Source organism: Priestia sp. HNGD-A6, from assembly GCF_045784335.1.
Taxonomy (GTDB): Bacteria; Bacillota; Bacilli; order Bacillales; family Bacillaceae_H; genus Priestia; species Priestia zanthoxyli.
On sequence record NZ_CP138621.1, the window covers coordinates 1,813,002 to 1,836,197 of the forward strand.

Annotated in this window: 19 protein-coding genes and 3 riboswitches; of the genes, 7 read left to right on the plus strand and 12 right to left on the minus strand. The window is 39.3% G+C overall.

Going from position 1 to position 23,196, the window contains the following annotated elements:
* Positions 1-229: 229 nt before the first annotated feature.
* A riboswitch (purine riboswitch) is annotated at positions 230-331 on the minus strand.
* Between the two features lie 211 nt (positions 332-542).
* Positions 543-644: riboswitch (guanidine-I (ykkC/yxkD leader) on the plus strand.
* 63 nt (positions 645-707) lie between these two features.
* The 5 genes from SCI76_RS09175 to atzF all read left to right on the plus strand — a co-directional run bounded on the left by SCI76_RS09175 (position 708) and on the right by atzF (position 9,136).
* Positions 708-2,057, plus strand: a complete 1,350-nt coding sequence (locus SCI76_RS09175) for an APC family permease (protein ID WP_034269790.1) — start codon at positions 708-710, stop codon at positions 2,055-2,057.
* Positions 2,058-2,181: 124 nt separating this feature from the next.
* Positions 2,182-2,286, plus strand: a riboswitch (guanidine-I (ykkC/yxkD leader).
* A 47-nt stretch (positions 2,287-2,333) separates the two neighbouring features.
* The gene (locus tag SCI76_RS09180) at positions 2,334-3,071 is read left to right on the plus strand and encodes an urea amidolyase associated protein UAAP1 (protein WP_034269787.1); all 738 of its coding nucleotides are present in this window, start codon (positions 2,334-2,336) and stop codon (positions 3,069-3,071) included.
* Between the two features lie 20 nt (positions 3,072-3,091).
* On the plus strand, positions 3,092-3,745 hold the full coding sequence (locus tag SCI76_RS09185) for an urea amidolyase associated protein UAAP2 (RefSeq protein WP_063248244.1): 654 nt from the start codon (positions 3,092-3,094) through the stop codon (positions 3,743-3,745).
* A gap of 16 nt (positions 3,746-3,761) precedes the next feature.
* Complete coding sequence (gene uca / locus SCI76_RS09190) at positions 3,762-7,373, plus strand: urea carboxylase (RefSeq protein ID WP_407545161.1); 3,612 nt, start codon at positions 3,762-3,764, stop codon at positions 7,371-7,373.
* A 14-nt stretch (positions 7,374-7,387) separates the two neighbouring features.
* The gene (gene atzF / locus SCI76_RS09195) at positions 7,388-9,136 is read left to right on the plus strand and encodes an allophanate hydrolase (RefSeq protein WP_048020126.1); all 1,749 of its coding nucleotides are present in this window, start codon (positions 7,388-7,390) and stop codon (positions 9,134-9,136) included.
* A 117-nt stretch (positions 9,137-9,253) separates the two neighbouring features.
* On the opposite strand, the gene SCI76_RS09200 is transcribed toward atzF, so the two are convergent.
* Both SCI76_RS09200 and SCI76_RS09205 read right to left on the minus strand, forming a co-directional pair.
* On the minus strand, positions 9,254-9,820 hold the full coding sequence (locus SCI76_RS09200; RefSeq protein WP_223546326.1) for a DedA family protein: 567 nt from the start codon (positions 9,818-9,820) through the stop codon (positions 9,254-9,256).
* 236 nt (positions 9,821-10,056) lie between these two features.
* Complete coding sequence (locus SCI76_RS09205; RefSeq protein ID WP_048020124.1) at positions 10,057-11,037, minus strand: zinc-binding dehydrogenase; 981 nt, start codon at positions 11,035-11,037, stop codon at positions 10,057-10,059.
* Between the two features lie 161 nt (positions 11,038-11,198).
* Between SCI76_RS09205 and SCI76_RS09210 the strand changes: the two genes are divergently transcribed.
* A complete protein-coding gene (locus SCI76_RS09210; RefSeq protein WP_033578188.1) occupies positions 11,199-12,074 on the plus strand; it encodes a LysR family transcriptional regulator in 876 nt (291 codons plus the stop codon).
* A 43-nt stretch (positions 12,075-12,117) separates the two neighbouring features.
* Here the strand turns inward: SCI76_RS09210 and SCI76_RS09215 are convergent, their stop codons facing one another.
* The 4 genes from SCI76_RS09215 to SCI76_RS09230 all read right to left on the minus strand — a co-directional run bounded on the left by SCI76_RS09215 (position 12,118) and on the right by SCI76_RS09230 (position 15,598).
* On the minus strand, positions 12,118-13,152 hold the full coding sequence (locus tag SCI76_RS09215; RefSeq protein ID WP_028412216.1) for an AI-2E family transporter: 1,035 nt from the start codon (positions 13,150-13,152) through the stop codon (positions 12,118-12,120).
* 168 nt (positions 13,153-13,320) lie between these two features.
* Positions 13,321-13,974, minus strand: a complete 654-nt coding sequence (gene bluB, locus SCI76_RS09220) for a 5,6-dimethylbenzimidazole synthase (protein WP_048020123.1) — start codon at positions 13,972-13,974, stop codon at positions 13,321-13,323.
* 464 nt (positions 13,975-14,438) lie between these two features.
* Positions 14,439-14,858: a hypothetical protein gene (locus SCI76_RS09225; protein ID WP_048020122.1), complete on the minus strand. Its 420-nt coding sequence runs from the start codon at positions 14,856-14,858 to the stop codon at positions 14,439-14,441.
* A gap of 101 nt (positions 14,859-14,959) precedes the next feature.
* A complete protein-coding gene (locus SCI76_RS09230; RefSeq protein WP_205826949.1) occupies positions 14,960-15,598 on the minus strand; it encodes a DUF1643 domain-containing protein in 639 nt (212 codons plus the stop codon).
* 382 nt (positions 15,599-15,980) lie between these two features.
* Between SCI76_RS09230 and SCI76_RS09235 the strand changes: the two genes are divergently transcribed.
* Entirely contained in the window at positions 15,981-16,631 is a 651-nt protein-coding gene (locus SCI76_RS09235; protein ID WP_013055671.1) for a hemolysin III family protein, read from the plus strand.
* A 42-nt stretch (positions 16,632-16,673) separates the two neighbouring features.
* On the opposite strand, the gene SCI76_RS09240 is transcribed toward SCI76_RS09235, so the two are convergent.
* The 6 genes from SCI76_RS09240 to treC all read right to left on the minus strand — a co-directional run bounded on the left by SCI76_RS09240 (position 16,674) and on the right by treC (position 23,193).
* Positions 16,674-17,861, minus strand: a complete 1,188-nt coding sequence (locus SCI76_RS09240; RefSeq protein ID WP_048020121.1) for an NRAMP family divalent metal transporter — start codon at positions 17,859-17,861, stop codon at positions 16,674-16,676.
* Positions 17,862-17,870: 9 nt separating this feature from the next.
* Complete coding sequence (locus SCI76_RS09245) at positions 17,871-18,626, minus strand: LamB/YcsF family protein (protein ID WP_048020120.1); 756 nt, start codon at positions 18,624-18,626, stop codon at positions 17,871-17,873.
* 11 nt (positions 18,627-18,637) lie between these two features.
* Positions 18,638-19,636: a biotin-dependent carboxyltransferase family protein gene (locus SCI76_RS09250; protein ID WP_028412212.1), complete on the minus strand. Its 999-nt coding sequence runs from the start codon at positions 19,634-19,636 to the stop codon at positions 18,638-18,640.
* Positions 19,626-20,348, minus strand: coding sequence for a 5-oxoprolinase subunit PxpB (gene pxpB, locus SCI76_RS09255; RefSeq protein ID WP_328175407.1), 723 nt, complete (start codon positions 20,346-20,348; stop codon positions 19,626-19,628). Before pxpB ends, SCI76_RS09250 begins: the two co-directional genes overlap by 11 nt.
* A gap of 355 nt (positions 20,349-20,703) precedes the next feature.
* The gene (gene treR, locus SCI76_RS09260) at positions 20,704-21,420 is read right to left on the minus strand and encodes a trehalose operon repressor (RefSeq protein WP_168760399.1); all 717 of its coding nucleotides are present in this window, start codon (positions 21,418-21,420) and stop codon (positions 20,704-20,706) included.
* An 87-nt stretch (positions 21,421-21,507) separates the two neighbouring features.
* Positions 21,508-23,193 carry an alpha,alpha-phosphotrehalase gene (treC, locus tag SCI76_RS09265; protein WP_407545162.1) on the minus strand — a complete coding sequence of 562 codons (1,686 nt, stop codon included), beginning with the start codon at positions 23,191-23,193 and terminating at the stop codon, positions 21,508-21,510.
* Positions 23,194-23,196: the final 3 nt, after the last annotated feature.

The following is a 23,196-nucleotide window of genomic DNA, read 5'->3' on the forward strand; positions in this document are numbered from 1 at the left end:
CTATTCTCCCCAGAAAGCAATGCAGATACAAGCAAAAAATTTCCACCACTCGCTCACACTGTAAATAGACACATAAGAAAAAGCCCAAACAAAGGCAGGTCTCTCAAATACAATGAGCAAAAACCTACCCGCCTGGGCTTTTATCCCTTCGGTGTCATATCCACTTCTTTTCAAAAATGAATATGTGAATCGCTTGGACCAAACTTTCTACTAACGTAAAAATGGGAACCTAGATTCACTTTTTACTCATAGTCCTATCATTTACGGTGATAAGGTAGAAACGTCTGAGCCATATTCTCAAACATATATGAGTGAACCGTATTTAGCTTTTTCTTGTCTACAAATATACTATAGGTCTCTCTATAAGTCAAATATAAACGAATAATCTTTTTAATAAAATTATATATAGTTCGCCTTTTACAAAAGTTTACTTTTTTAAAAAGTTTGTTAAACTATCTAACACAGTAGTTGCATCTTCTTATAATCCTGCTTATACTTCGAACTACTTACATTATCTATAAAGGTCTTCACTCTGTTGAAGACAAAAAGCGATCTAGGGTTCCGTTTAACACATGTTAAAGGCTGGTCCGAGAGAGAGCGTGCGGAACGGTCCGTATACACGGAAGGATAAAAGCCTGGGAGAATGACATCATTCTCCCAGGCTTTTCTTTTTTACTAGTATAAAATAGAGGAAAGAAGGGATTTATATGAACAACCAACCAGCGTTAAGTAAATCGCTAAAGGTATATCAAATTGTATTTTTGGGTCTTGCCTGGATGACTCCGATGATTTTCTTTACAGTTTACGGAGTAGCCTACGATGCGGCTGGAGGGCAAATGGTCCTTGCTTATTTAATTGCTTTTTTAGCTATCTTTTTTACCGCATATAGCTATAGCCGAATGGTAAAAGCATATCCAATAGCAGGATCTGCTTATACGTATACGAAAAAAGCTATACATCCTCGCCTTGGCTTTTTAGTAGGCTGGGCACTTCTTTTAGACTATATTTTCTCCCCTATTATCGCTATTTTAACATTTGGTATTTTTATGCATACAGAATTTCCTTCTATTCCTGTATACGTATGGGTCATTGTCATGAACATTATCTTAGCTTTAGTCAATATTGTTGGTATTAAATCTGTCGCTCGTATAAGCGGCATCTCTGTTGTAGTTCAGATTCTATTTATAAGTTTGTTTTGTTTATTTATCATCAAAGATATTGCAACAGGTCAAGCTAGTTCTTCTACTCTTTTTTCACTTCATCCTTTTTTGGCTTCAGATGTACCGTTTACGACTATCTTTTCTGGAGCTGCGCTCATTTGCTTTTGCTTTTTAGGATTTGATGCCGTTACAACAATGGCGGAAGAAACGATTCAACCGGAAAGGACCATTCCAAAAGCCATTTTTCTTATTGTTTGTATTGCAGCTGTTATGTACATCGCTATTTCGTATTTTACACAGATTGCCTATCCGGGATTCACATTTACTAATCCTGATAATGCTGCCTACACCCTTGTAAAATTAGTGGGCGGAAATCTTTTAAGCAGTCTATTTATTACGGTCTTAATTATCGCAACCTTTACTCAAGGAGTTTCTTCAGTCACAAGCGTGACTCGCTTTTTATATGCTTTAGGCCGTGAATCCGTGCTGCCTCAGAAGGTATTTTCATATATTCATCCAACGTTTAAAACGCCCGTGGTGAATATCTTGCTTGTTACCGCTTTTTCGTTTTTGGGAATGTTTATTGATTTAAACACAGCCGTTACTTTTGTCAGTTTCGGTGCCTTAACCGCTTTTACATTTGTTAATCTATCAGTCATTGCCCATTTTTATATTAAGTTAAAGAAACGATCGTTTACTGAAACAATACTTTATTTAATCTTCCCTTTGATAGGAGCGGCATTTATCGGATGGCTGCTCACACTGTTAAACAAAGACACTCTTTTGATTGGTGTCGCCTGGCTTACGGTTGGGTTTCTCTATTTATTTGTAAAATCTCGACTATCGGCTCCTTTTGTAAAGAGAGATCATTCAAAAGTGACGGTCCCTGAAAAATAAACTGAAAAATCAGTTTTCGTGTCAGGTATTCTAACAAACTGCTTGTCAACTTATTTTCAAACATACTATACTACGATTAATCGAAAGCCAAAAATGGATAAAGGTTCTTACAGATGTTAAGAACAAAAAAGCTGTCTAGGGTTCCGTTTAACATACGTTAAAGACTGGTCCGAGAGAGAGCGATATGGCGCTATGCTGTATAACACGGAAGGATAAAAGCCTGGGAGACTACTCTCCCAAGCTTTTATCCTTTTTTTATTCTAAGGAGGTTATTTTATGAGTTATATCTGGAAGCAAACCATCCCAGCGGGCGGAAAATGGTCAGGACGAATTGGAAGAGGAAAATCAGTGACGTTTACCGCACAAGAATCCGGTGCAAACGCATCCCTACTATTGTACAACGCTTATGATTTAACGGAACGATACAACATGCCTGATACCTTAAAAGCTCAGCATACTGCTCATTTAACAAAAGGACACGTTCTGATGAGTGACAACGGCAGAGCATTTGCAAGCATTACTGCTGACACCACCGGCTGGCATGATACCATTTCAGGCTACACTACGCGCAGCTTAACTCATCAAAAATACGGTGCATCTACTTATCAAGAATCCCGAAACGAATGGCGAAGGAATGGCGAAGAAAACTTCTCAATGGAGCTTCTGCGCAACGGTTTAACAACACGGGATTTAGTCCCTAATCTTAACTTATTTTCAAAAGTATACTGCGACGAAGAAGGCAATATGAATTTTGTTTCTTCTCATTGTAAAAAAGGAGATTTTATTACGCTTAGAACAGAGATGGATTTGCTTTTTCTACTGTCTAATACACCTAACCCCCTAGACCCGAGCGAAACGTATCCTTCTGTTCCGATTGAAATAACCGTAGATGAAGCAGCTCCTGTAAGCTCAGACGACTACTGTTTAAATTTTAGGCCTGAAAATAAACGAGCGTTTGAAAACACATGGTCTTATGACCTATTGCTTGGAAATAAAACATTATCAACGATTTAAAAATGAAGGAGGCTTCTATAATGGCTGTATTTAATCGAGTGGAAAGCAGCAGAAAAATAGAGAACGCAATTTATGATGAAACGGTACTGGCTGGGGACGGCTGGATGCACCAACTTAAAGCAGGTCAAACTCTTAGAATAATAGATGTAAAAGGAAATCAAGCAGCGGATACGTTATTCTTTGATGCAGAAAATCCAGAAGATCATTACAGTGCAGTATCGACGATTGCTAATCAAGGAAATATTTATTTATCCACCGGCACGGTGCTGCTTTCTCAATCTGGCAAAGAACTAGTCAAAATTGTAGCTGACACGTGCGGACGCCACGATACCCTAGGTGGAGCTTGTTCCGCACAAAGCAACACCGTACGTTATGCACATGACACGCTTCCGATGCATAACTGCCGAGATACATTTATGCTGCAGCTATCAAAATATGATAGCCGCTACACTAAAAGAGATTTAGCACCGAACGTAAACTTTTTTATGAATGTACCTGTGACGCCAAGCGGCGGATTAACGTTTAATGACGGAGTGTCTGCACCTGGATACTATGTAGAAATGGAAGCGATCAATCCTACACTTGTATTGATCAGCAACTGCCCTCAGCTTAACAATCCGTGCAACGATTATAACCCTACCCCTATTCGCTTAGTTATTTGGGATTCATTATAAAAAGGAGTGTTCATCTATGTTTACAAAAGTATTAATTGCGAACCGAGGAGCAATTGCCGTTAGAATTGAGCGAACATTACGACATTTCGGAGTGAAATCTGTGGCTGTTTATACAGAAGCTGATCAAGACAGCCTGCACGTTGATGAAGCAGATGAAGCCATTTTAATTGGCAGCGGCCCGGTCAAAGAAAGTTATTTAAACGAAGACCTTATTCTAGATATCGCAAAGAAAACAGGAGCGGAAGCTATTCATCCAGGCTACGGTTTTTTAAGCGAAAACGCGGAGTTTGCTCGTCGCTGTCGAGCTGAAGGAATTGTATTTATTGGTCCTACACCTCAGCAAATGGAAATATTCGGATTGAAACATTCAGCTCGGGAAATTGCGCAAAAAGCGGACGTGCCTTTGCTTCCTGGTACACCTCTTATTACAGATGTATCAGAAGCTGTACGTGCTGCTGAAGAGATTGGCTATCCCGTTATGTTAAAAAGTACAGCTGGCGGCGGCGGAATTGGAATGCGTGTTTGCCAGGATGAAAAAGCTCTTCAAGCCGCTTTTGACTCAGTTTGCCATTTAGCACAAACAAACTTTAAAAACAGCGGTGTTTTTTTAGAGAAATACATTCAAAAAGCTCGCCATGTGGAAGTTCAAATCTTCGGGAATTCTTTTGGAGAAGTAGTAGCTTTAGGGGAACGCGACTGCTCTATTCAGCGAAGAAATCAAAAAGTAATTGAAGAAAGCCCAGCTCCAAACTTCCCTTCATATATACGGGAAAATATGCTGCAAGCAGCTACTCGACTAGCTAAAGAAGTCGGATACCGAAGTGCAGGAACGGTAGAATTTTTATATGACGCCGAAGCGGAGAAGTTTTATTTTTTAGAAGTAAATACTCGTCTTCAAGTAGAACACGGCGTTACAGAAGAAGTGTTAAACATCGATTTAGTAGAATGGATGCTTAAAGAAGCATGCGATGAGCTGGTAAACCTTCCTTCTTTGCTTCCTGTTCCTTCAGGTCACAGTATCCAAGCGCGTATTTATGCCGAAGATTGCTTAAATGATTTTCGTCCAAGCGGCGGGCAAATCGACCAAGCCATTTTCTCTAAAAGTGCTCGAGTTGAAACATGGGTGCGAGACGGCATTACTGTAACATCACTTTATGATCCTATGCTAGCTAAAATTATCGTTCATGGAAAAACACGAGAAGAAGCTCTTCTAAAATTGAGCGCTGCTTTAAAAGATACAAGATTATACGGCGTTACTACTAATCTTCAATACTTGCAGGGACTGTTAGAAGAAAAAGCGTGTAAAACAGGCGATGTATATACTCAAATGCTTAACTCATATACTCCGAGCGAACAAGCAATTGAAGTATTAGACGGCGGCGTTCAGTCTACTGTTCAAGATTACCCGGGACGCACCGGGCACTGGAATGTAGGAGTTCCTCCCTGCGGCCCAATGGATCCTTTTGCTTTTCGCATAGGAAACAAACTTCTCGGAAATTCACCGGATGCCCCGGGAATTGAAATGACTCTCCGAGGCGGCTCTTATAAATTTAGAGACGATGTATCTTTTTGTATTACCGGTGCTAACATGCATGCTACATTAGACGGCGCTGAAATTCCCATGTATAAAACCATTCAAGCAAAGCCGGAACAAATTCTTTCATTTGGTGAAGCAACCGAAGGAATGCGCACGTATTTACTGATTGGCGGCGGACTTGATATGCCTAAAATATTAGGCAGTTCTTCTACTTTTACACTAGGAAGCTTCGGAGGACACGGCGGAAGAGCACTTCGCACGGGAGATGTACTGCGTGTTTCTGACTACGCTCACGTTGAAAATGAACTTGCTCTTTCCTACCAGCCGACCATGTCTAAAGAATGGACAATCGGAGTGATTCCCGGCCCTCATTGTACAGAAGAGTTTTTGCAGCCAGAGTACTTGCAGCAGCTAACAGATACAAAATGGGAAGTTCATTTTAACAGCTCTAGAACAGGCGTTAGGTTAATAGGTCCCGCTCCTTTTTGGACGCGTGAAGATGGAGGAGAAGCCGGTTTGCATCCATCAAATATTCATGATAATGCCTATGCCATCGGCACCTTAGACTTAACCGGAGATATGCCTATTTTACTTGGCCCAGACGGCCCGAGCCTCGGCGGCTTTGTTTGCCCTGTTACGACTGCCTCAGCAGAGTTTTGGAAAATAGGACAGCTTCATCCCGGAGATAAAATTTCGTTTAAATTAATTGACCTTGAACAAGCTGAAAAACTCAAATGTACGCAGGAAGACTTTTTACAGCGTATCGGAACATCCGCATCACTTCCTATGTTTACAAATCCAGTAGCACAGCCGCTCAAAAGCGATTATCCGCTGCTGATCAACGAAACGGAAAATAGACGATTCCCTTTTTCCGTCCGCTGCTCAGGCGATGCAAATATACTTGTAGAATACGGAGAAATGGAGCTGGATCTGCTGCTTCGCTTCCAAGTGCATGCTTTAATGGAAGCTATTCAAAAGCGTAAGGATTTACCAGTTCTAGATTTAACGCCTGGTATCCGTTCTCTTCAAATTCATATTGATGCAACAAAGATGTCTATTCTTGAACTGTGTCAGCACATTTCAGCTATTGATCGCGCGCTTCCTCCTCTTGAAGAAATGGAAGTTCCGTCTCGTATTGTAAAACTTCCGCTTTCATGGGATGATCCTGCGACTCAATTGGCTATTGAACGCTATCAGCAAAACGTTCGTCCAGATGCCCCCTGGTGTCCAAGCAATCTAGAGTTTATTCGCCGAGTAAACGGTCTGGATCACATTGAAGATGTGAAACGAGTTGTATTTGACGCTAATTATCTTGTAATGGGGCTTGGAGATGTATATTTAGGCGCACCTGTTGCTACGCCTCTAGACCCTCGTCACCGTTTAGTGACAACAAAATATAATCCCGCTCGTACATGGACACCTGAAAATGCAGTTGGTATTGGCGGTGCGTATATGTGCGTATACGGAATGGAAGGTCCTGGCGGCTATCAATTTGTGGGACGCACGATTCAAATGTGGAACCGACTTCGTCAAACGGAAAGTTTTGAAGCAGGAAAACCGTGGCTTCTTCGTTTCTTTGATCAAATTCAATTTTACCCAGTAGAAGCAGATGAGCTTTTAAAACTGCGCGAAGATTTCCTTCGCGGGAGATTTGAAGCAGATATTACGGAGACAACGTTTAAACTTGGAGAATATTTAGATTTTCTTTCATCTATTGAAGAAAGCACGGCTGCTTTTCGTCACACCCAGCAGGCTGCTTTTCAAACAGAGCGAGAAGATTGGAAAGCACTTGGCTTAGCTGAGTACGTCTCTGAACATGAAACGGCTGAAATTACGGAACAAGAACTGCCCGAAGGTACGGAAGCCGCGCGCTGTACAATGCCGGGAAGCGTATGGAAAGTTCTTGTTGAAGAAGGCCAAAAAGTTGAAAAAGGCGATACGTTAATTATCGAAGAAAGTATGAAAATGGAGTTTCCACAGCTAGCACCTATGGATGGATATATCAGTTCTATTCATGTAAAACCCGGGGATGAAGTACAAGCTGGACAGCTGATTGCCGGTATAAAAGCCTTTGCTCCAATTACTCATTAAGGACGGTGGATACAATGAAAACAGTGAGCTTGCCTAAAACATTTTCGGTTCAATGGTTACGTGATATGTATATCAAAAAAGAATTAACTCCGGAAGATGTAGTACATCAAATTCTTACGCGTGTAGAAGCTGATAAAGACATGAATATTTGGATTACCCCTCCTACACTCGGTGAGTTAAAACCTTATCTCGATCGCTTAGCTACCCTAAGCCCTGAAGCGTTACCTTTATGGGGAATTCCATTCGCCGTTAAAGATAATATCGATGTAGCCCATGTACGGACGACAGCCGGATGTAAAGAATATACGTATATCCCTTCTGCACATGCTACGGTTGTTCAACGTCTTATTGATGCAGGTGCTATTCCTCTTGGAAAGACCAACTTGGACCAATTTGCTACAGGGCTGGTCGGTACACGAAGCCCTTACGGCGAAACGCACAATGCGTTAAAGTCCGAGCTCATTAGCGGCGGATCGAGCTCAGGGTCAGCTGTATCCGTAGCTCGCGGGCACGCTGCTTTTTCTTTAGGTACCGATACAGCAGGTTCAGGGCGCGTTCCAGCCGGTTTAAACCGTTTAATTGGCTATAAACCTTCTCTCGGAGCGTGGCCATCTGCAGGTGTAGTTCCGGCGTGTAAAAGCTTAGACTGCGTCACTGCTTTTGCTCATGAATGGAGTGACGTACTGCTTGTAGATTCTATTATTAGAGGGGTAGACGATCAAGATCCATGGTCACGCTCTGTTGTTCGGGCTTCTTCGGCTCTCCCTGAAAAAATTTGTATGGTAAAAGAACCGCTCTCATTTTACGGACCGTTTGCTGAGCAGTACGAGGAAGCTTGGAAGCAAGCAGTGAAAAAGATTGAAGGTTTATCTATTCCCATTGAATACATTGACGGCTCGTATTTAAGCGAAGCAGCTGCTTTATTGTATGACGGCCCATACGTAGCGGAGCGCTGGGCTGACTTAGGAGAATTTATTACTTCTCATGAAGAAACAGCATTTCCTGTAACCGAGCAAGTCCTTCGTTCAGGAGCTAAATCAGAATATGATGCTGCTGCTTTATTTCAAGCTTCACATAAGCTTCAATCCTTTAAACATAAAGCATATCATCAGCTTAAAAATGCTGTTCTTGTTATGCCGACAGCAGGCGGAACGTGGACGCGGGAACAAGTAAGAGAAAATCCAATTGAAACAAACAGTGACATGGGGCGTTTTACAAACCATTGTAACTTGCTCGATTTATGTGCTGTCTCTCTTCCATCTCAAGATGCAGATCTTGATTTACCGTTTGGCATTTCATTTTTCTCTACATTTGACGGCGAACAATTTATTTGTGGGCTTAGCGAATTGTTTTTAAATGGTGAACGAACGGTTGATTCAAAAAAAGATACAACCTTAGTAGCTGTTTGCGGTTTGCATATGCGCGGGTTTCCACTTGAATTTCAAATGCGTGAACACGGAGCTTCATTCGTACGAAAAGACCAAACTTCTCCTTATTACCAGCTTTTTAAACTGCCTACTTCTCCAGCAAAACCGGGGCTGCTGCGAACGCATCAACAAGGAGAAAAAATTGAAGTTGAACTTTGGGAAATGCCTTTATCACTACTCGGCTCTTTTGCCGATTCTATCCCTTCTCCTCTTGGACTAGGCAAAATCACTCTCGAAGACGGCAGTGAAGTAGCGGGTTTTCTTTGTGAAGCTCATGCGACAGAAGATGCAAAGGATATTACGTCTTATAGAAGCTGGCGGGCTGTTTATAGTTGAATAAAAGAGCTGCCTCTAAGTCAGGGTTTCGACTTAGAGGCGGCTCTTTTGAGTTATAAAAACCTTACTATAAAAGCGCTCTTATTTTAAGGAATCACTTATTTGGTCCGGTCTTTTTTATGTACTTTTTCTCTTTTTCATCCACCAGCCTGCACCAACTATCACTCCGATTATAAGAATAACAAATATTAAACGATCTACATCATGCAAATATTTTTGGATTTTTTCAATATCTCCAAGTCCTCCTACATAGAGCAAAAAAACAAACCACGGAAAAATGCCTAAGGTGCTGTATAAAACAAAGTCCTTAGATTTGATTTTACTAAGACCTGCCAAATAGGTTATATAGTTTGCGATACTGATGGGACGAGAAATCGTAATACTCCATTTTCCGTATTTATGAAACCATTTTTGAGCACGCTTTATATTTTTTTCACCAAACCAGCGTTTGGTAATAGATTCAAACCTGTATCCCATCACGAACGGAATATAGTTGAATGCGATATAAATAACGGTATTGACAGCTGAAACCATAAGGATTTTCCATATTGAAAGCTGCAGAACCGAGCCAATGAGCAAAATCGATAACGTACACGGAAAAGGAATTGCCGCAGCTTCGATTGCTGTAGCAATAAAGATGCCCACTATGCCTAAATTTTGTACAAAATCAATAAACCCTTGCACCTTTTTTCTCCTTTCAATCATACAAATTTCACGTTCTTTCATCATAACTCAAACTATTCAAAATTTCACGATTTCAAAGCAATTTTACTAGTAAAAAAAGCTCATACGCACCCGTTTGCTATATTTGATTATCTTCTATCATATGCAGTTCATAAATGAAGTAACGCAAAAAAACAAAATAGCAGAAAAAAACTCTTTTATTAGTTGTAATAAAAGAGTCTTTTCTGTCCTGCTATTTATTTAACTTTAGCAATAATTTTCCCTTTCACATGGCGTTTTGAAAGCTCTTCTAATGCACTTGGCACTTCTTTTAACGAGATGATGCGCTCAATCATCGGAGCTACTTTCTTCTCTTCTACTAATGCTAAAAGCTCATCTCCCATTTTTGCTAAATCCGCTTGCGCCATCATGTCATCAATGTGGTGTGCAGCATTTAAAGCTACTTCATGATAAGAAATCACCTTTGTAAAAGGCTTTACTTTTGTATAATCAGGTGCACCAGCAATATGTGCTAAATGTCCTCTATAGGCAATCATATCTAAAGAATCCGTTGCGTTCTTTGCGCTCACCGTATCAAGCACAGCATCTACGCCGCGACCATTTGTCAGCTCCAATACTTTTTCTACGACGTTTTCCTCGCGATAATCCATTACATAATCAGCTCCTAACGACTTCACATACTCATGATTATGTGCTGAAGCTGTTGAGAAAACGGTTTTTCCAGCGTTTTTAGCAAGCTGCACGCCAAAGCCCCCTACGCCTCCAGCTCCTCCGTGAATTAAGATGGTTTGAATATGGTTCATTGGAAGTTTACGAAATAGTGCTTCATACGCCGTGTAACCTGCAGTAGGCAATGCAGCAGCTTCTTCAAATGTAACAGCATCAGGAATGCGCGAAATTGAATGAGCAGTTGTAACCGCATATTCAGCATATCCGCCTTTTTTCATAAAGTCTCCGTGATAGACAACGCGGTCTCCTTTTTTCCAGTCAACTACTCCTTCTCCAACTTCATCAATTGTCCCAGCTACATCTAAACCTAGAATGTGAGGGTATGTCCAATGAGGGTTTCCGTTAGTAGCCGTTTTATAATCTACCGGATTAAGTCCCACTGCGTGAACTTCAACTACTACTTCCCCTTTATTTGGAAGAGGTTTTTCTATTTCTTCTATTTTCATTTCTGTCCATTCATTTTTATCTTGCAATAATAATGCTTTCACAGTTTAACTCTCCTTTTTAAATCATTTGCTTAGCGTTACTTTTATTATTTTATCTAAAAATGATTTGCTTACTATTTTTATTTTAAAGAGAGCTTGTCTATAATACAAATTAGAAAATAAATAGATATCCATAAATAAATTTATAAGAAAGGATAGCATAAATGATTGATTTTGAATGGTATCGCAGCTTTATTAGCATTTACAAATATCGATCCGTTTCTGAAGCAGCCAGAGCGAGGATCTTAACGCAGCCGGCCATGAGTCAGCACTTAGCTGCTTTAGAAGCTGAAATAGGCGAAGGTTTATTTATCCGTGCACCAAGAAAGATGATTCCAACAGAAAAAGGTAAAGAACTGTACACGCGTATTGTCCCGTTAATTGAAAGTCTAGAAGCTGCTTCAATTGAATTAAAAATGACCGCTTCATCTCCCGACGCGCTGCCGGTCGTAAAAATTGGTTCTCCCGTAGAGTATTTTACCGAACAAGCTTTAGAAAGAATAAAAGATGCAGGTATCCGCTGCTACAGCCAGTTTGGTATTGCTTCTGTTTTACTTGAAAAGATACAAAACGACGAAATTGATATTGCGATTACAACCCAAAGATTGCAAATACCAGGAGTCGAATATACGGTCATTGAAGAAGAAGAGTTTGTCTTAACCGTCCCTCCTTCTTTTGAAATGACACCCAATGAAGACATAGAGGATTTTTTATACAATCAGCGGTGGATTAGCTATGGCCTTGAACTTCCTATTATCAGGCGTTTTTGGCGACAGCATTTTAAAAAACGGCCTGAAATTCAGCCTCATCATGTGATTCCAAATCTTCAAACAGTGTTAAAAGCCATTCAGCATCACATGGGAATCAGCCTGCTTCCCCGCTATTTGATTCAAGAAGCGCTCCAAGAAAAAAAGGTGAAAATCGAACTTGAACATTTAGCGGTAAAAAATCAGATCTTTCTTGCTTATAAACTTAAGCATCGAGATCATCCAGTCATTCAAAAAACGATACGCTCGTTAAAAAAAGAAACGAACCACTAATCAAACATCTTGATTAATGGTTCGTTTTTCACCTCGTCTAAAATCATTTTGTCCCAGTCTCTTCTTTTTTTGACAGCTGCTGTGCTGAATCTACTCCTACGAGATCTAAAAAGAAAATAAAAATAGGAATACCAAGAATCAGCCCCCATACGCCCAAGAAATGTTCACCAAATACTAAAATGATAAACGTAATGAATGTTGGCAAGTTTGTTTTAGATGACATAAGCTTTGGATTTAATACATAGCTTTCAAGTGCGTGAAGTACTACCACCATAATTAACACAGATAGTACTTTTACACCGCCTCCTAAACTGTAAGCGATTGTACAAAGCGGAATGAGTGAAACAAATACCCCAAGAACCGGCACTAGCCCTAGTAGAAAGACCATAACGCCAAGCGCAAGCAAATTAGGAAACCCTAACACCCACAGGGCAATAACGGATAAAATGCTGTTCACAAAAGCGATAATAAACTGAACTTCTATTACCTTGCCGAAGGAATTAACAAATTTTCTCCCCAAATAGCCAGCTTCTTTGAAAAACCAGCCCAGCCTAGATTGTTCCAGTTGGACAAATAATCGGTGAATCCGCGACTTTTCAAGTAAAAAGAATAGGCTTAACAAGAGTGCTAAGAAAACTTGTGCACTTACTTTTCCAATATTAGATAAATAGCTGTATACTAAATCAATATTCTGCTGAATATTTTCTGGTGATTTAAATCTCTTTAGATTATCGATAATATAGGTGACGAATGTATTATCAGGGGGGTGCTTGTAAAAATACATCAGCTTCTGTACAAGCTCAGTAACTTGCGTCATAATAACCGGGATATATACATATCCTACAATACCGAGAGCACCAATCAGTGCGATATAGATGACGATGAGTATAAGCGTTGAATTAAGCGGAAGCTTTCTTCTTAACGTTTGTTGAAGACGACCAATTAAAAAGGTAAAAATAAACGTAAATAACAGCAGCTGAAGCATACTTCTAATGCTGACAAGTAAAACTGTAATAATAATAAGCGTAATGATGCGAACAGTAAGTTTGTTGTGAAGCCAACTTCTTGCAATATTCATGAAACCTTCAATTCTCCTATCTCTCTTTTTCCCAAGTCATTTGTATACATATAAATAAAACGGATACGCTAGACGCTCATATCCGCTTTCGCTATATATAGTGTATCATTTAATATTCAAATTTTACTATATTTCAGCGCTTTTTAGTATGTCTTTATTTTCTCTCCGCTATTCTTTTTCATTTTCCCATACATTATGATAAATTAGCTCGTCTAAATCCCTTCTTTTTTCCCAGTTAGCTTGTTCTAAGATTGGTTTCTCAGGGTATTTATCTGTATAGCCAATTGACATGAGCGCTACAGGATCAATATGAGGAGGAATATGTAAAATGTCACGTACATCATTTTTTTTATAAAAACTTACCCATCCCATTGCCAGTCCTTCTGCATATGAAGCAAGCCACATATTTTGAATCGCACACGCAGTTGACATCATATCAGTTTCTGGAATTGAGTTTCTTCCGAGAACATGAGAGCCCCCTCTTGTTGGATCACACGTTACGCAAATAGTTAACGGCGCTTCTTTTAATCCTTGAATCTTTAGCTCTAAAAAATCTTCTTTCTTTTCACCTTCATAATGAATAGCCAGTGCTCTTCTCTCTTTATCTGCTGCCCAGGCAAGTTTATTTTTCACTTCTGTATCAGATACTAATATAAAATTCCAAGGCTGCATAAACCCGACGGAAGGTCCGCTGTGAGCAGCCTGTAGAATGTTATAAACCGTTTCATTCGGAATCTCATCAGACAAAAATGTGCGTACATCTCTTCTTCCGTAAATCGCTTTGTATACCGCTTGCTTTTCGTCGTTTGTAAACGAATTCATCTTTTTCAACCTCCATTAAACTCTTTTTTTAACTATTTTTCTAAAAAAACATTAAAAAAATGTGATCCAAACTTTATGTTTTCTCGTATTACTATATGAATCTATCATAAAGGAGGTTGCAAACATGTTCAACGACGTTTTAATGAACTTATTTAACGCGGTAAGCAGCATCATTAACACAATTGGATAATTTGATTGTACATATTGAGTAAGAGAGGAGGCATATTACATGCTAAACGAGGTACTTATGAACTTTTTTAACGCAGTAAGCAGCATCATCAACACAATCGGATAAAAAAAGCACAAAGAAAAGGGTAACTGCCATTACCACCGTCTTTATGCTTGACTAGTTCAAAATCATATATTTTACAATAAAAAGAACTCTTTGATTAGGAGTTCTTTTTACTTATCCTAACATGTTCCTTTTTATTTGTATATATACCTTGCCATTTCAACAGATTCACTTATATGTTGCAAGCATACACGTAGGTCTGCAGCTCGTAGTGCAGTTCTTTTAAGTCTTCGGCTGCTTGAGTCAATAACTTCTTTCGCTGAGCTGTATACACATCTAGAATCGCTCTTTCTACTTTTACCTTTTCTTCATATAAAATATCTAACTTATCTTCATTTCCTTCAAGGGAAATAGGCTTTAACATAGCAAATTGATAAATGGGTTGTCCATAATCCAATTTTGTTAAAATAGAACCTACTAATACATCCTGCGAGCATTCGTATACGAAGTTTAACAGCGCACTTAATTCTTCTAGACGAGAAATATCCAGCTCTGCATTTTCATTGATCACAGTCCCTATATATTGAAAGCACTCTTCTTCTAACTCATTGTAAATAGTTGTGATGCGGTGCAACACTTCATTCAACTTCATAAAGTTCCCCCTTCACACACGCTTCTTGATACAACCATATGACAAAACTTGGTGTTTTATACTAACGAAAAAGCGAGGAATATAAACCTCGCTTTTTCTCTTTATCGATACATACTGGCAATGTCTTCAATAAACATAAGCGGTTCTTCTTCTGTTAGTTGTTTAATTGGAGAATAATCCTCTCCACTAAAACTTTGATCTATGTCTTCAATAAACGAAGAAACTTCTTCTGACTCTTCACGATTAGCCGGCACTTCGTATTTCTGTAATTCTGTACGGTGCACGACGGATAAAATATGGCGAGGAAATTGCTGCTTCGTTTTTCCAAAACAGTATACCGGCTTGTGTTTCAAAAAGCGTTCTACTTCCTCTTGCCGGTTATAAATGCTTCCATGATCACCCCAAGCTACCACAACTAGTTCAGCATCTTCCACAGCTTTTTGAATATATTCACCTGTTCTTGTTCCAACAGCTTCTTCTTTTGAAAGCATGCGTAAAAACGAGACATGATCGGTTTGATAGCTGAATAAATAAACGATTTCTAAAACTCCAAATCCCCACTTTTGCGCCAGGTCTATGCATTTGGATACAGCTGTATCATCGCTGTATTCATACGTATTTTCTGGAAAGGACAAGATAAACGTAAGTTTACGTTCGTTTACTTCACTCCATTTGCATAATAGAGAATATTTGTATGTGCCTGTTTCATCAAAAATAACTTCTTTTTTCACTGCTTCCATCCCCCTGCCTTCTTACAATCTTGTTACTTATCTATTGCAAATGAGCTAAGCAGTAATCGTAACCTTGACTGTTAAAAGTTTTATTTTATATGTATTTCAAAATCATGCCTTCATGACAACTTTTCTGCCATTTTTTCAAAAAGCATTTTTTTCTTCTATACATGCTTTTTACAGCTAGTGAACATTCACATATATATCTTTACTCTTTTCGGACCTCCAGTCAAAATAGATAAAATCAAAAGAATGGTCTATAATAAAGAAATAACCAATGAACTTTTCACTCATGTTTTTGACCGTTACGGATTTTTTCTCAGCAGGTATGTTCAAAACTGATCCTCTGAGAAAATAGAAGATAAATTTGTGTAAAGAAAGGATTTTGTAAATGGCTACTACACACACATTTACAAGAGGAGAAGAAATTGCAAATGCGATTACACACGGCGTTGGAGCCGTACTCAGCATTGTGGGATTAACGCTTTTAATCGTACTTTCTTCGTTAGAAGGAACGCCTTGGCATGTTATCAGTTTTACTATTTACGGAGTAACCATGCTGCTTCTCTATGTCTCCTCTACGCTTGTCCATAGCTTTCCGGAAGGTAAGGTAAAAGATCTTTTTGAGATATTTGACCATTCTTCTATTTATTTGTTTATTGCCGGTACGTACACTCCATTTTTATTTATCGCAGTAAAAGGAACCACCGGCTGGACACTTTTTGGAATTGTATGGGGCATCGCTCTTGCAGGAATTGTATTCAAAGCTTTTTTTGTGAAGAAATTCCTTTTTATTTCCACCATTCTTTACGTATTTATGGGATGGATGATTGTGTTTGCGTGGGATTCGTTAACTCAAAACATTGCCCATCAAGGAATTGTCCTTCTTGTAGTTGGAGGCGTGTTGTATACAATCGGAGCCGTTTTTTACGTATGGCGAGGATTTCGTTTTCACCATATGATTTGGCATATGTTTGTTCTTGGCGGAACCGTACTTCACTTTTTAGCAATCATTTTATATGTATTGCCTATAACCAATTAAAAAAGGGCCTTCTGGCCCTTTTTTAATTGGTTATAGAATTTCTTACCACAGTTTTGCCATTTGAGTCACAAGCGTATAGACTCCTAGCACAGCCATAATAACGACCACAAAACCGCCAAAAACGGTAAGCCAAGTCGGATGCTTGTAATCCCCTACTATCTTCTTTTTATACGCCGCTATAAGCATTGTACCGAGTGTAATAGGTAAGATTAACCCATTTAATGCTCCAGCTAAAATGAGCAGCGTGACCGGCTGACCAATCGTTAAGAAAACCAGGGTTGAAATCGTAATAAATGCAATGATAATCCAGTTTTCATATTTCTCAATCTTTTTGCTAAAGGATTTAATAAAGGAAACCGATGTATATGCCGAACCAATAACTGAAGTGATAGCCGCTGCTGCCATGACGACACCAAATAATTTATAGCCAATATCCCCTGCGGCTAACTGAAAAACAGAGGCTGGTGGATTATCGGGATTCAGTTTTAACCCTTGACTCAACACACCTAATGTTGCCAAAAATAGAAAAATTCGAATGATTGAAGCGATTGTAATGCCGGATACTGCTCCTCTTGTTACTTCCGGAATCGCGGCTTTTCCTTTGATTCCTGCATCTAATAAACGGTGACCTCCTGCAAATGTAATATATCCTCCTACCGTTCCTCCTACAAGAGTAACAATCGCCATTACGTCAATGTGATCCGGCCAAAATGTTTTAGATACCGCTTCTCCTACTGGCGGAGCGGAAGAAACCGCAACATACACCATTAAAATAATTAATATTCCGCCCATTAATTGAGCAAAACGATCCATTAATTTTCCGGCTTCTTTGACTAAAAAGATGGCAATAGAAATAATGGCTGTAATGACTGCACCAACTTTAGGAGAAATACCAAATAGCGCATTGAAGCCAAGACCCGCTCCTCCTACATTTCCAATATTAAATGCTAAGCCTCCGATTACAATTAAAATAGCAATAAATAAACCGAGACCTGGGAAAACACTGTTAGCAATATCCTGTGCTCTTTTTTCTGAGACGGCAATAATACGCCATACGTTTAGCTGAACGCCAATGTCTAATAAAATCGACAGTAAAATGACAAAACCAAAACTTGCGGCGAGAGCTTGTGTAAAGACCGTTGTTTGAGTTAAAAAACCTGGACCCACTGCTGAAGTAGCCATTAAAAATGCTGCTCCGAGGAGCACGCTCCAGTTGCGTTCTTTTTTCATGATGTCACCTCATTGTGGTTGAATGATGATTTGTTCTTCTTTTAGCTTGTCACAAATAGCTTTGGCAAATTCAACAGCATGTGCACCGTCTCCATGAATACAGACGGTATCTGCCTGAATCGGAATCTCTTCATTTTGCACAGTGAATACTTTCTTTTCTTTGACCATTTTAATTACTTGAGAAATAGCTGCTTTCTCATCTTGAATCACGGCGTTTTCAACGTTTCTCGGCGTCAGCATGCCGTTCTGTTGATAGGTTCGATCTGCAAATACTTCCTGAGACGTACGCAAGCCGATTTCGTTTCCAGCTTTAATCGATTCACTTCCAGCAAGACCATATAGAATAGCTTCCTCACTAACATTATAAACAGCTTCAGCAATAGCTTTAGCTATATCTCGATCCCCTGCAGCCATATTATATAAAGCGCCATGAGGTTTCACATGATGAAGGGTTCCTCCTTCTGTACGTATAAAAGCTGAAAGAGCCCCCATTTGATACACCATCAAATCATAAGCTTCTCGAGGCGTAATTTTCATATATCTACGTCCAAATCCAGCTAAATCTTGCAATCCGGGGTGCGCGCCGATCGCCACATTTTCACTCAAAGCCAGCTTTACTGTTTCTCTCATAACCGAAGGATCTCCGGCATGAAAGCCACAAGCAATGTTTGCTGACGTTACATAGCGTAAAATTTCTTTATCATTCCCTAATCTATAGTTCCCAAAGCTCTCCCCTAAGTCACAGTTCAAATCAACGGTAGCCATTTTCTTCCCCCTTATATTTTCATTCGAAGTGCTCTTTTAATATGATTGATTTTCTTTTCCTGCTCCATATATAAATGCTGCGCTTCATCCAGTGAAACGAATTGAAAAGAAACCTTTTGCCCTGGAGAAACTTGTGCCAGCGCCGAAAAATCGGCAGTTGCTACCTGCCCGATTCTAGGGTATCCTCCTGTCGTTTGATGATCTGCTAATAAAACAATGGGCTGTCCTTCTTTTGGTACTTGAATTGTACCAAACGTCACAGCGCTAGAAAGCAGCTCCTTTTCCTGCTGAAGGACTAGTTTCTTCCCTTTTAGTCTATAGCCCATTCGGTCAGATTGCGGCGTAACGTCAAATTCTTGATTAAAGAAATGTTGTTGACTTTCTTTCGTAAACCAATCAAATTCCGCACCTTTCATCGTGCGGATAATAGGCGTCTCGTATGAAGGAAGAAGTTTAGGATGAATGGTCCAAAAAGCCTGCTGAAAAGAGCGGTCCGTTTGCTTTTTCACCAGTTTCTTTATAATTGCTTCCCCTATTTCTGTAGGAGGATGGCTTAATACTTCGTCACCTGACTGTAATGCTTTACCGTGCAGCCCTCCTATCCGAGCGCGAAGCGAAGTAGATGTACTTCCCATAACTGCAGGAACGTTAAAGGCACCGGAAACCGATAAATAAGAACGGCAACCTAAAGTCGGAACACCAAACTGCAGCACGCTCCCTTTTTTCACATATAAAGGCCGCCACATCTTTACGGCTTCATCATTAACAGTTGGCGATAAATCCCCTCCTGTCAGGGCAATTAAAGCATCTTGCTGAAATTCAATTTTTGGTCCCATTAACGTAATTTCAATAACCGGCTGATTTTCTTGATTTCCTACTAATAAGTTGGCAATCCTTAAAGCAACTTTGTCCATTGCCCCGCTGACAATCATGCCGTCCTTTTGATATCCATGTCTGCCGATATCTTGAATCGTTGTTAATAAACCAGGACGCATCACTTTAATACTCATCTTCATCCACCTCCTTTTGTGCTTCATATTCCGTTTCAGAAATGGAAACAAATCGGATACGATCACCTGCTTGAAGTAAGCTTGGCGAGTCTTTTTCTGGGTTAAATAGTGTAAGAGGAGTACGCCCGATTAACTGCCATCCTCCAGGTGTTTCAATTGGGTACACGCCGGTTTGCATTCCTGCGATGCCAACTGACCCTTTTGGGATGCTGTTTCTCGGTGATTCTTTCCTTGGAGTCGCAATTTTTTCACTCATCCCTCCTAAGTAAGGAAAACCAGGAGCAAAGCCTATCATATACACCAAATATTCTCCGTTTGTATGAATGGAGATAACTTCATCAGGCGTTAATGAATGAAAAGCAGCTACTCTCTCTAAGTCCGGGCCGTACTTTCCTCCGTAACACACCGGAATATCAATTTGTCTAGCGACCGCTTCAGATTTTTCTTCCTGGTGGAAAAGCAGTTCTTCAATATATGTAGATATTGCTGTGTAAGGATTTCTTCTTCCTTTTTCACTCATTATCCAAGGATCATAATAGATTGTAACCGTCGTAAAAGCCGGCACATATTCAATCATTCCCTTACATAATGATTGCTCTAGCACCTCAGTAAATTGCTGAATACGTTTATGTATACCGAAATTAATTTCGTCTCCAAATGAAACGACAATGCCGCTGTCACCAAGAGGATAAAGTTGATAATCGTTACTCATTCCGTCTCCTCCTTTTTACTTAGTATTGTTTGAGCAGCTCCCTTTAATGCTGTAGTTAGACAGTTTTATTAGAATTACTAATGAAGTTATCATTTTCAAATAACATTTTCTTATATATCTAATAAAAAAAAGATCAATAAATCTGTATACCGTATGAATAACATTATACAAATATAAAATAATCTTATGTTCTACTAAAACAAACTCTAAATAAAAATTCAACCTTTTTAGAATTTTATCGTCAAAAGGATCACGTTTTTTCAGTTTTCCCCATAAGAAAACTGCTTTGTTTTTTATACCAAAGCAGTTTTTTGTAAACATCTAAAAAAAGGAAAAACTCATGGGCAGTGAACCATTATATACCTCTGCGAGCAAAATCCACAAAACGAAACTTATCAAGACGATGACGTGATTCCGTATACTGAAAAAGGCTTGCATCTTCTAGATACACATAGTTTCTTACTACCACAATATGTTCATAACCTTTCAAATCTAAGTAACATTTATCTTCGTCCGTCAGCTCGTCAACGGAAATTTCTTTTTTAGCAAAGCTGATTTTCAGCCCAAGATCTTTTTCTAAGTATTCATAAATAGAGCCTTTACATATGTCTTTTGTGAGGTGAGGAACATATTTTTTATGAAAAAAATCTTTATCTAAAATAATTTTTTCTCCATCGATTTCACGTGCTCGAACTACTTTCCATATGAGATCTTTTTTCGTTGCGCCAAGCTGTGTGCACAGATCGTGATCCGCCTTGATTAATTCAAACTCTTTTACAATAGTAGTGGACGTATGTCCTAGCTTTTCCGCGACTTCTTTGAAGCTGACAAGTCCTGATACTGGAAAATCAAAGCGTGATACGTCTAATACAAAAGAACCTTTTCCTTTCATTTTTTGAATGTACCCATTTTGCGAGAGTAAATTTAACGCTTTCCGTATCGTTTCACGAGACGTTTGATACTGTTCAACAAGCTCATTTTCAGAAGGAAGTTTTGTATTAGGACGCCAGTCACCGCGTTTAATTTTATCGACTAACTGTTCGTAAATGCTGATAAATTTATTTTCTTTCAATCGCCATCACCTATTTTACTTTCTATATATACCCAATTGTATAAAAAGAACGATAGATTGTCACCCATCGTTCTTTTCACTTTTTCTCTATTTTTTTAAATGATACACGATTGATTCATACGGCCGAAGTAAGACTCGCTTGAATTCCTTTGGTGAATCTTCGTAGTTAGACAGCAATATTTCACTATGATATCCTTCAAAAGTTAGATTTTCTGGCAGTTCAAAGGCTGTTTCGCTGCCGTAGAAATTGTTTATCACGAGCAGCTTTTCATCTGCTCCATTTCGGATATAAGCGAAAATCTGCTCGTCTTCTCCAAGAATCAATTCATAGTTTCCATAGGTGATAATCTCGTACTGCTTGCGCAGTGCAATAAGCTTTTGATAAAAATAAAAGATTGAATCTTTATCCTCTAACGCTTTTTCTACATTAATTTTACGGTAGTTATCGGCCGGATGAATCCATGGCTTTCCTTTTGTAAAACCTGCATTCGGCTTATCGTTCCATTGCACCGGTGTACGGGAATTATCTCTTGATTTATGTTTTAAAATTTCCAAAATTTCATTTTCGTCCATTCCTTGTGCACGTTTTATTTCATACACATTTAATGACTCCACATCTCTATATTCATCAATAGAGGAAAACTTCGGGTTTGTCATACCTATTTCTTCGCCTTGATAGATATAAGGCGTTCCCTGCATTAAATGAATCGTTGTAGCGAGCATTTTAGCAGATTTATTATGATAGAGTTCGTCGTCTCCATAGCGTGAAACAACGCGAGGCTGATCATGGTTGCACCAAAATAGTGCATTCCAGCCCCCTCCTTTATTCATTTCGGTTTGCCAAGTTGATAAAATCTCTTTTAATTTAATAAAATCAAAATCTGCTAGCGCCCACTTTTCTCCGTTTGGGTAATCAACTTTCAAATGATGAAAATTAAACGTCATGCTAAGCTCGTCCCGATCCGGATGAGAGTACTGAATGCAGTGGTCAACGGTTGTCGATGACATTTCTCCAACGGTCATACTATCATATTTTGAAAAAACTTCTTGATTCATTTCCCGCATATATTCGTGCACGCGAGGACCGTCGGTGTAGAATTTTCGGCCATCCCCTGGTGCAACCGAACCATCATCATCTAAGAAGCGCTGATCTTTTGAAATTAAATTAATAACGTCCAGACGAAATCCATCTACTCCTTTTTCAAACCAAAACGTCATCATATCATACACGCTGCGGCGCACACGCTCGTTTTCCCAGTTCAAATCCGCTTGCGTAACATCAAACAAATGCAGATACGATTGTTTTGTGAGGTTATCATGCTCCCATGCGGATCCTCCAAATTTTGAAACCCAATTCGTCGGAGCACTTCCATCTTCTTTTTGATCTTTCCAAATATAAAAATCTCTGTACGGGTTATCTTTCGATTTTTTAGCTTCTTGAAACCATTCATGTTCAGTTGACGTATGATTAACGACAATATCCATGATAACTTTAAGATCCCGCTTATGCGCTTCTGTTATTAAACGATCAAAGTCCTCCATTGTTCCGTATTCTTCTTGAATAACAAAATAATCACTTATATCATATCCATTATCCCGCTGTGGTGATTTATAAATTGGCGTTAGCCACAGAACATCTACCCCGAGCTTTTTCAAATAATCTAGCTTTTCAATAATGCCAGCTATATCACCCACGCCGTTTCCAGTCGTATCATAAAAACTTTTTGGATAAATTTGATAAACAACCGATTTTTTCCACCAAGGTTCTTGCATTTT

Bases quoted from the DNA above. Each gene is read 5' to 3' on its own strand.
- SCI76_RS09225 (WP_048020122.1), bottom strand. From the start codon at position 14,858: ATGAAGTTGAATGAAGTGTTGCACCGCATCACAACTATTTACAATGAG.
- SCI76_RS09230 (WP_205826949.1), bottom strand. From the start codon at position 15,598: ATGGAAGCAGTGAAAAAAGAAGTTATTTTTGATGAAACAGGCACATAC.
- SCI76_RS09215 (WP_028412216.1), bottom strand. From the start codon at position 13,152: ATGAATATTGCAAGAAGTTGGCTTCACAACAAACTTACTGTTCGCATC.
- atzF (WP_048020126.1), top strand. From the start codon at position 7,388: ATGAAAACAGTGAGCTTGCCTAAAACATTTTCGGTTCAATGGTTACGT.
- pxpB (WP_328175407.1), bottom strand. From the start codon at position 20,348: ATGAGTAACGATTATCAACTTTATCCTCTTGGTGACAGCGGCATTGTC.
- treC (WP_407545162.1), bottom strand. From the start codon at position 23,193: ATGCAAGAACCTTGGTGGAAAAAATCGGTTGTTTATCAAATTTATCCA.
- SCI76_RS09250 (WP_028412212.1), bottom strand. From the start codon at position 19,636: ATGAGTATTAAAGTGATGCGTCCTGGTTTATTAACAACGATTCAAGAT.
- SCI76_RS09245 (WP_048020120.1), bottom strand. From the start codon at position 18,626: ATGGCTACCGTTGATTTGAACTGTGACTTAGGGGAGAGCTTTGGGAAC.
- bluB (WP_048020123.1), bottom strand. From the start codon at position 13,974: ATGAATTCGTTTACAAACGACGAAAAGCAAGCGGTATACAAAGCGATT.
- SCI76_RS09175 (WP_034269790.1), top strand. From the start codon at position 708: ATGAACAACCAACCAGCGTTAAGTAAATCGCTAAAGGTATATCAAATT.
- SCI76_RS09185 (WP_063248244.1), top strand. From the start codon at position 3,092: ATGGCTGTATTTAATCGAGTGGAAAGCAGCAGAAAAATAGAGAACGCA.
- SCI76_RS09180 (WP_034269787.1), top strand. From the start codon at position 2,334: ATGAGTTATATCTGGAAGCAAACCATCCCAGCGGGCGGAAAATGGTCA.
- SCI76_RS09210 (WP_033578188.1), top strand. From the start codon at position 11,199: ATGATTGATTTTGAATGGTATCGCAGCTTTATTAGCATTTACAAATAT.
- SCI76_RS09235 (WP_013055671.1), top strand. From the start codon at position 15,981: ATGGCTACTACACACACATTTACAAGAGGAGAAGAAATTGCAAATGCG.
- SCI76_RS09240 (WP_048020121.1), bottom strand. From the start codon at position 17,861: ATGAAAAAAGAACGCAACTGGAGCGTGCTCCTCGGAGCAGCATTTTTA.
- uca (WP_407545161.1), top strand. From the start codon at position 3,762: ATGTTTACAAAAGTATTAATTGCGAACCGAGGAGCAATTGCCGTTAGA.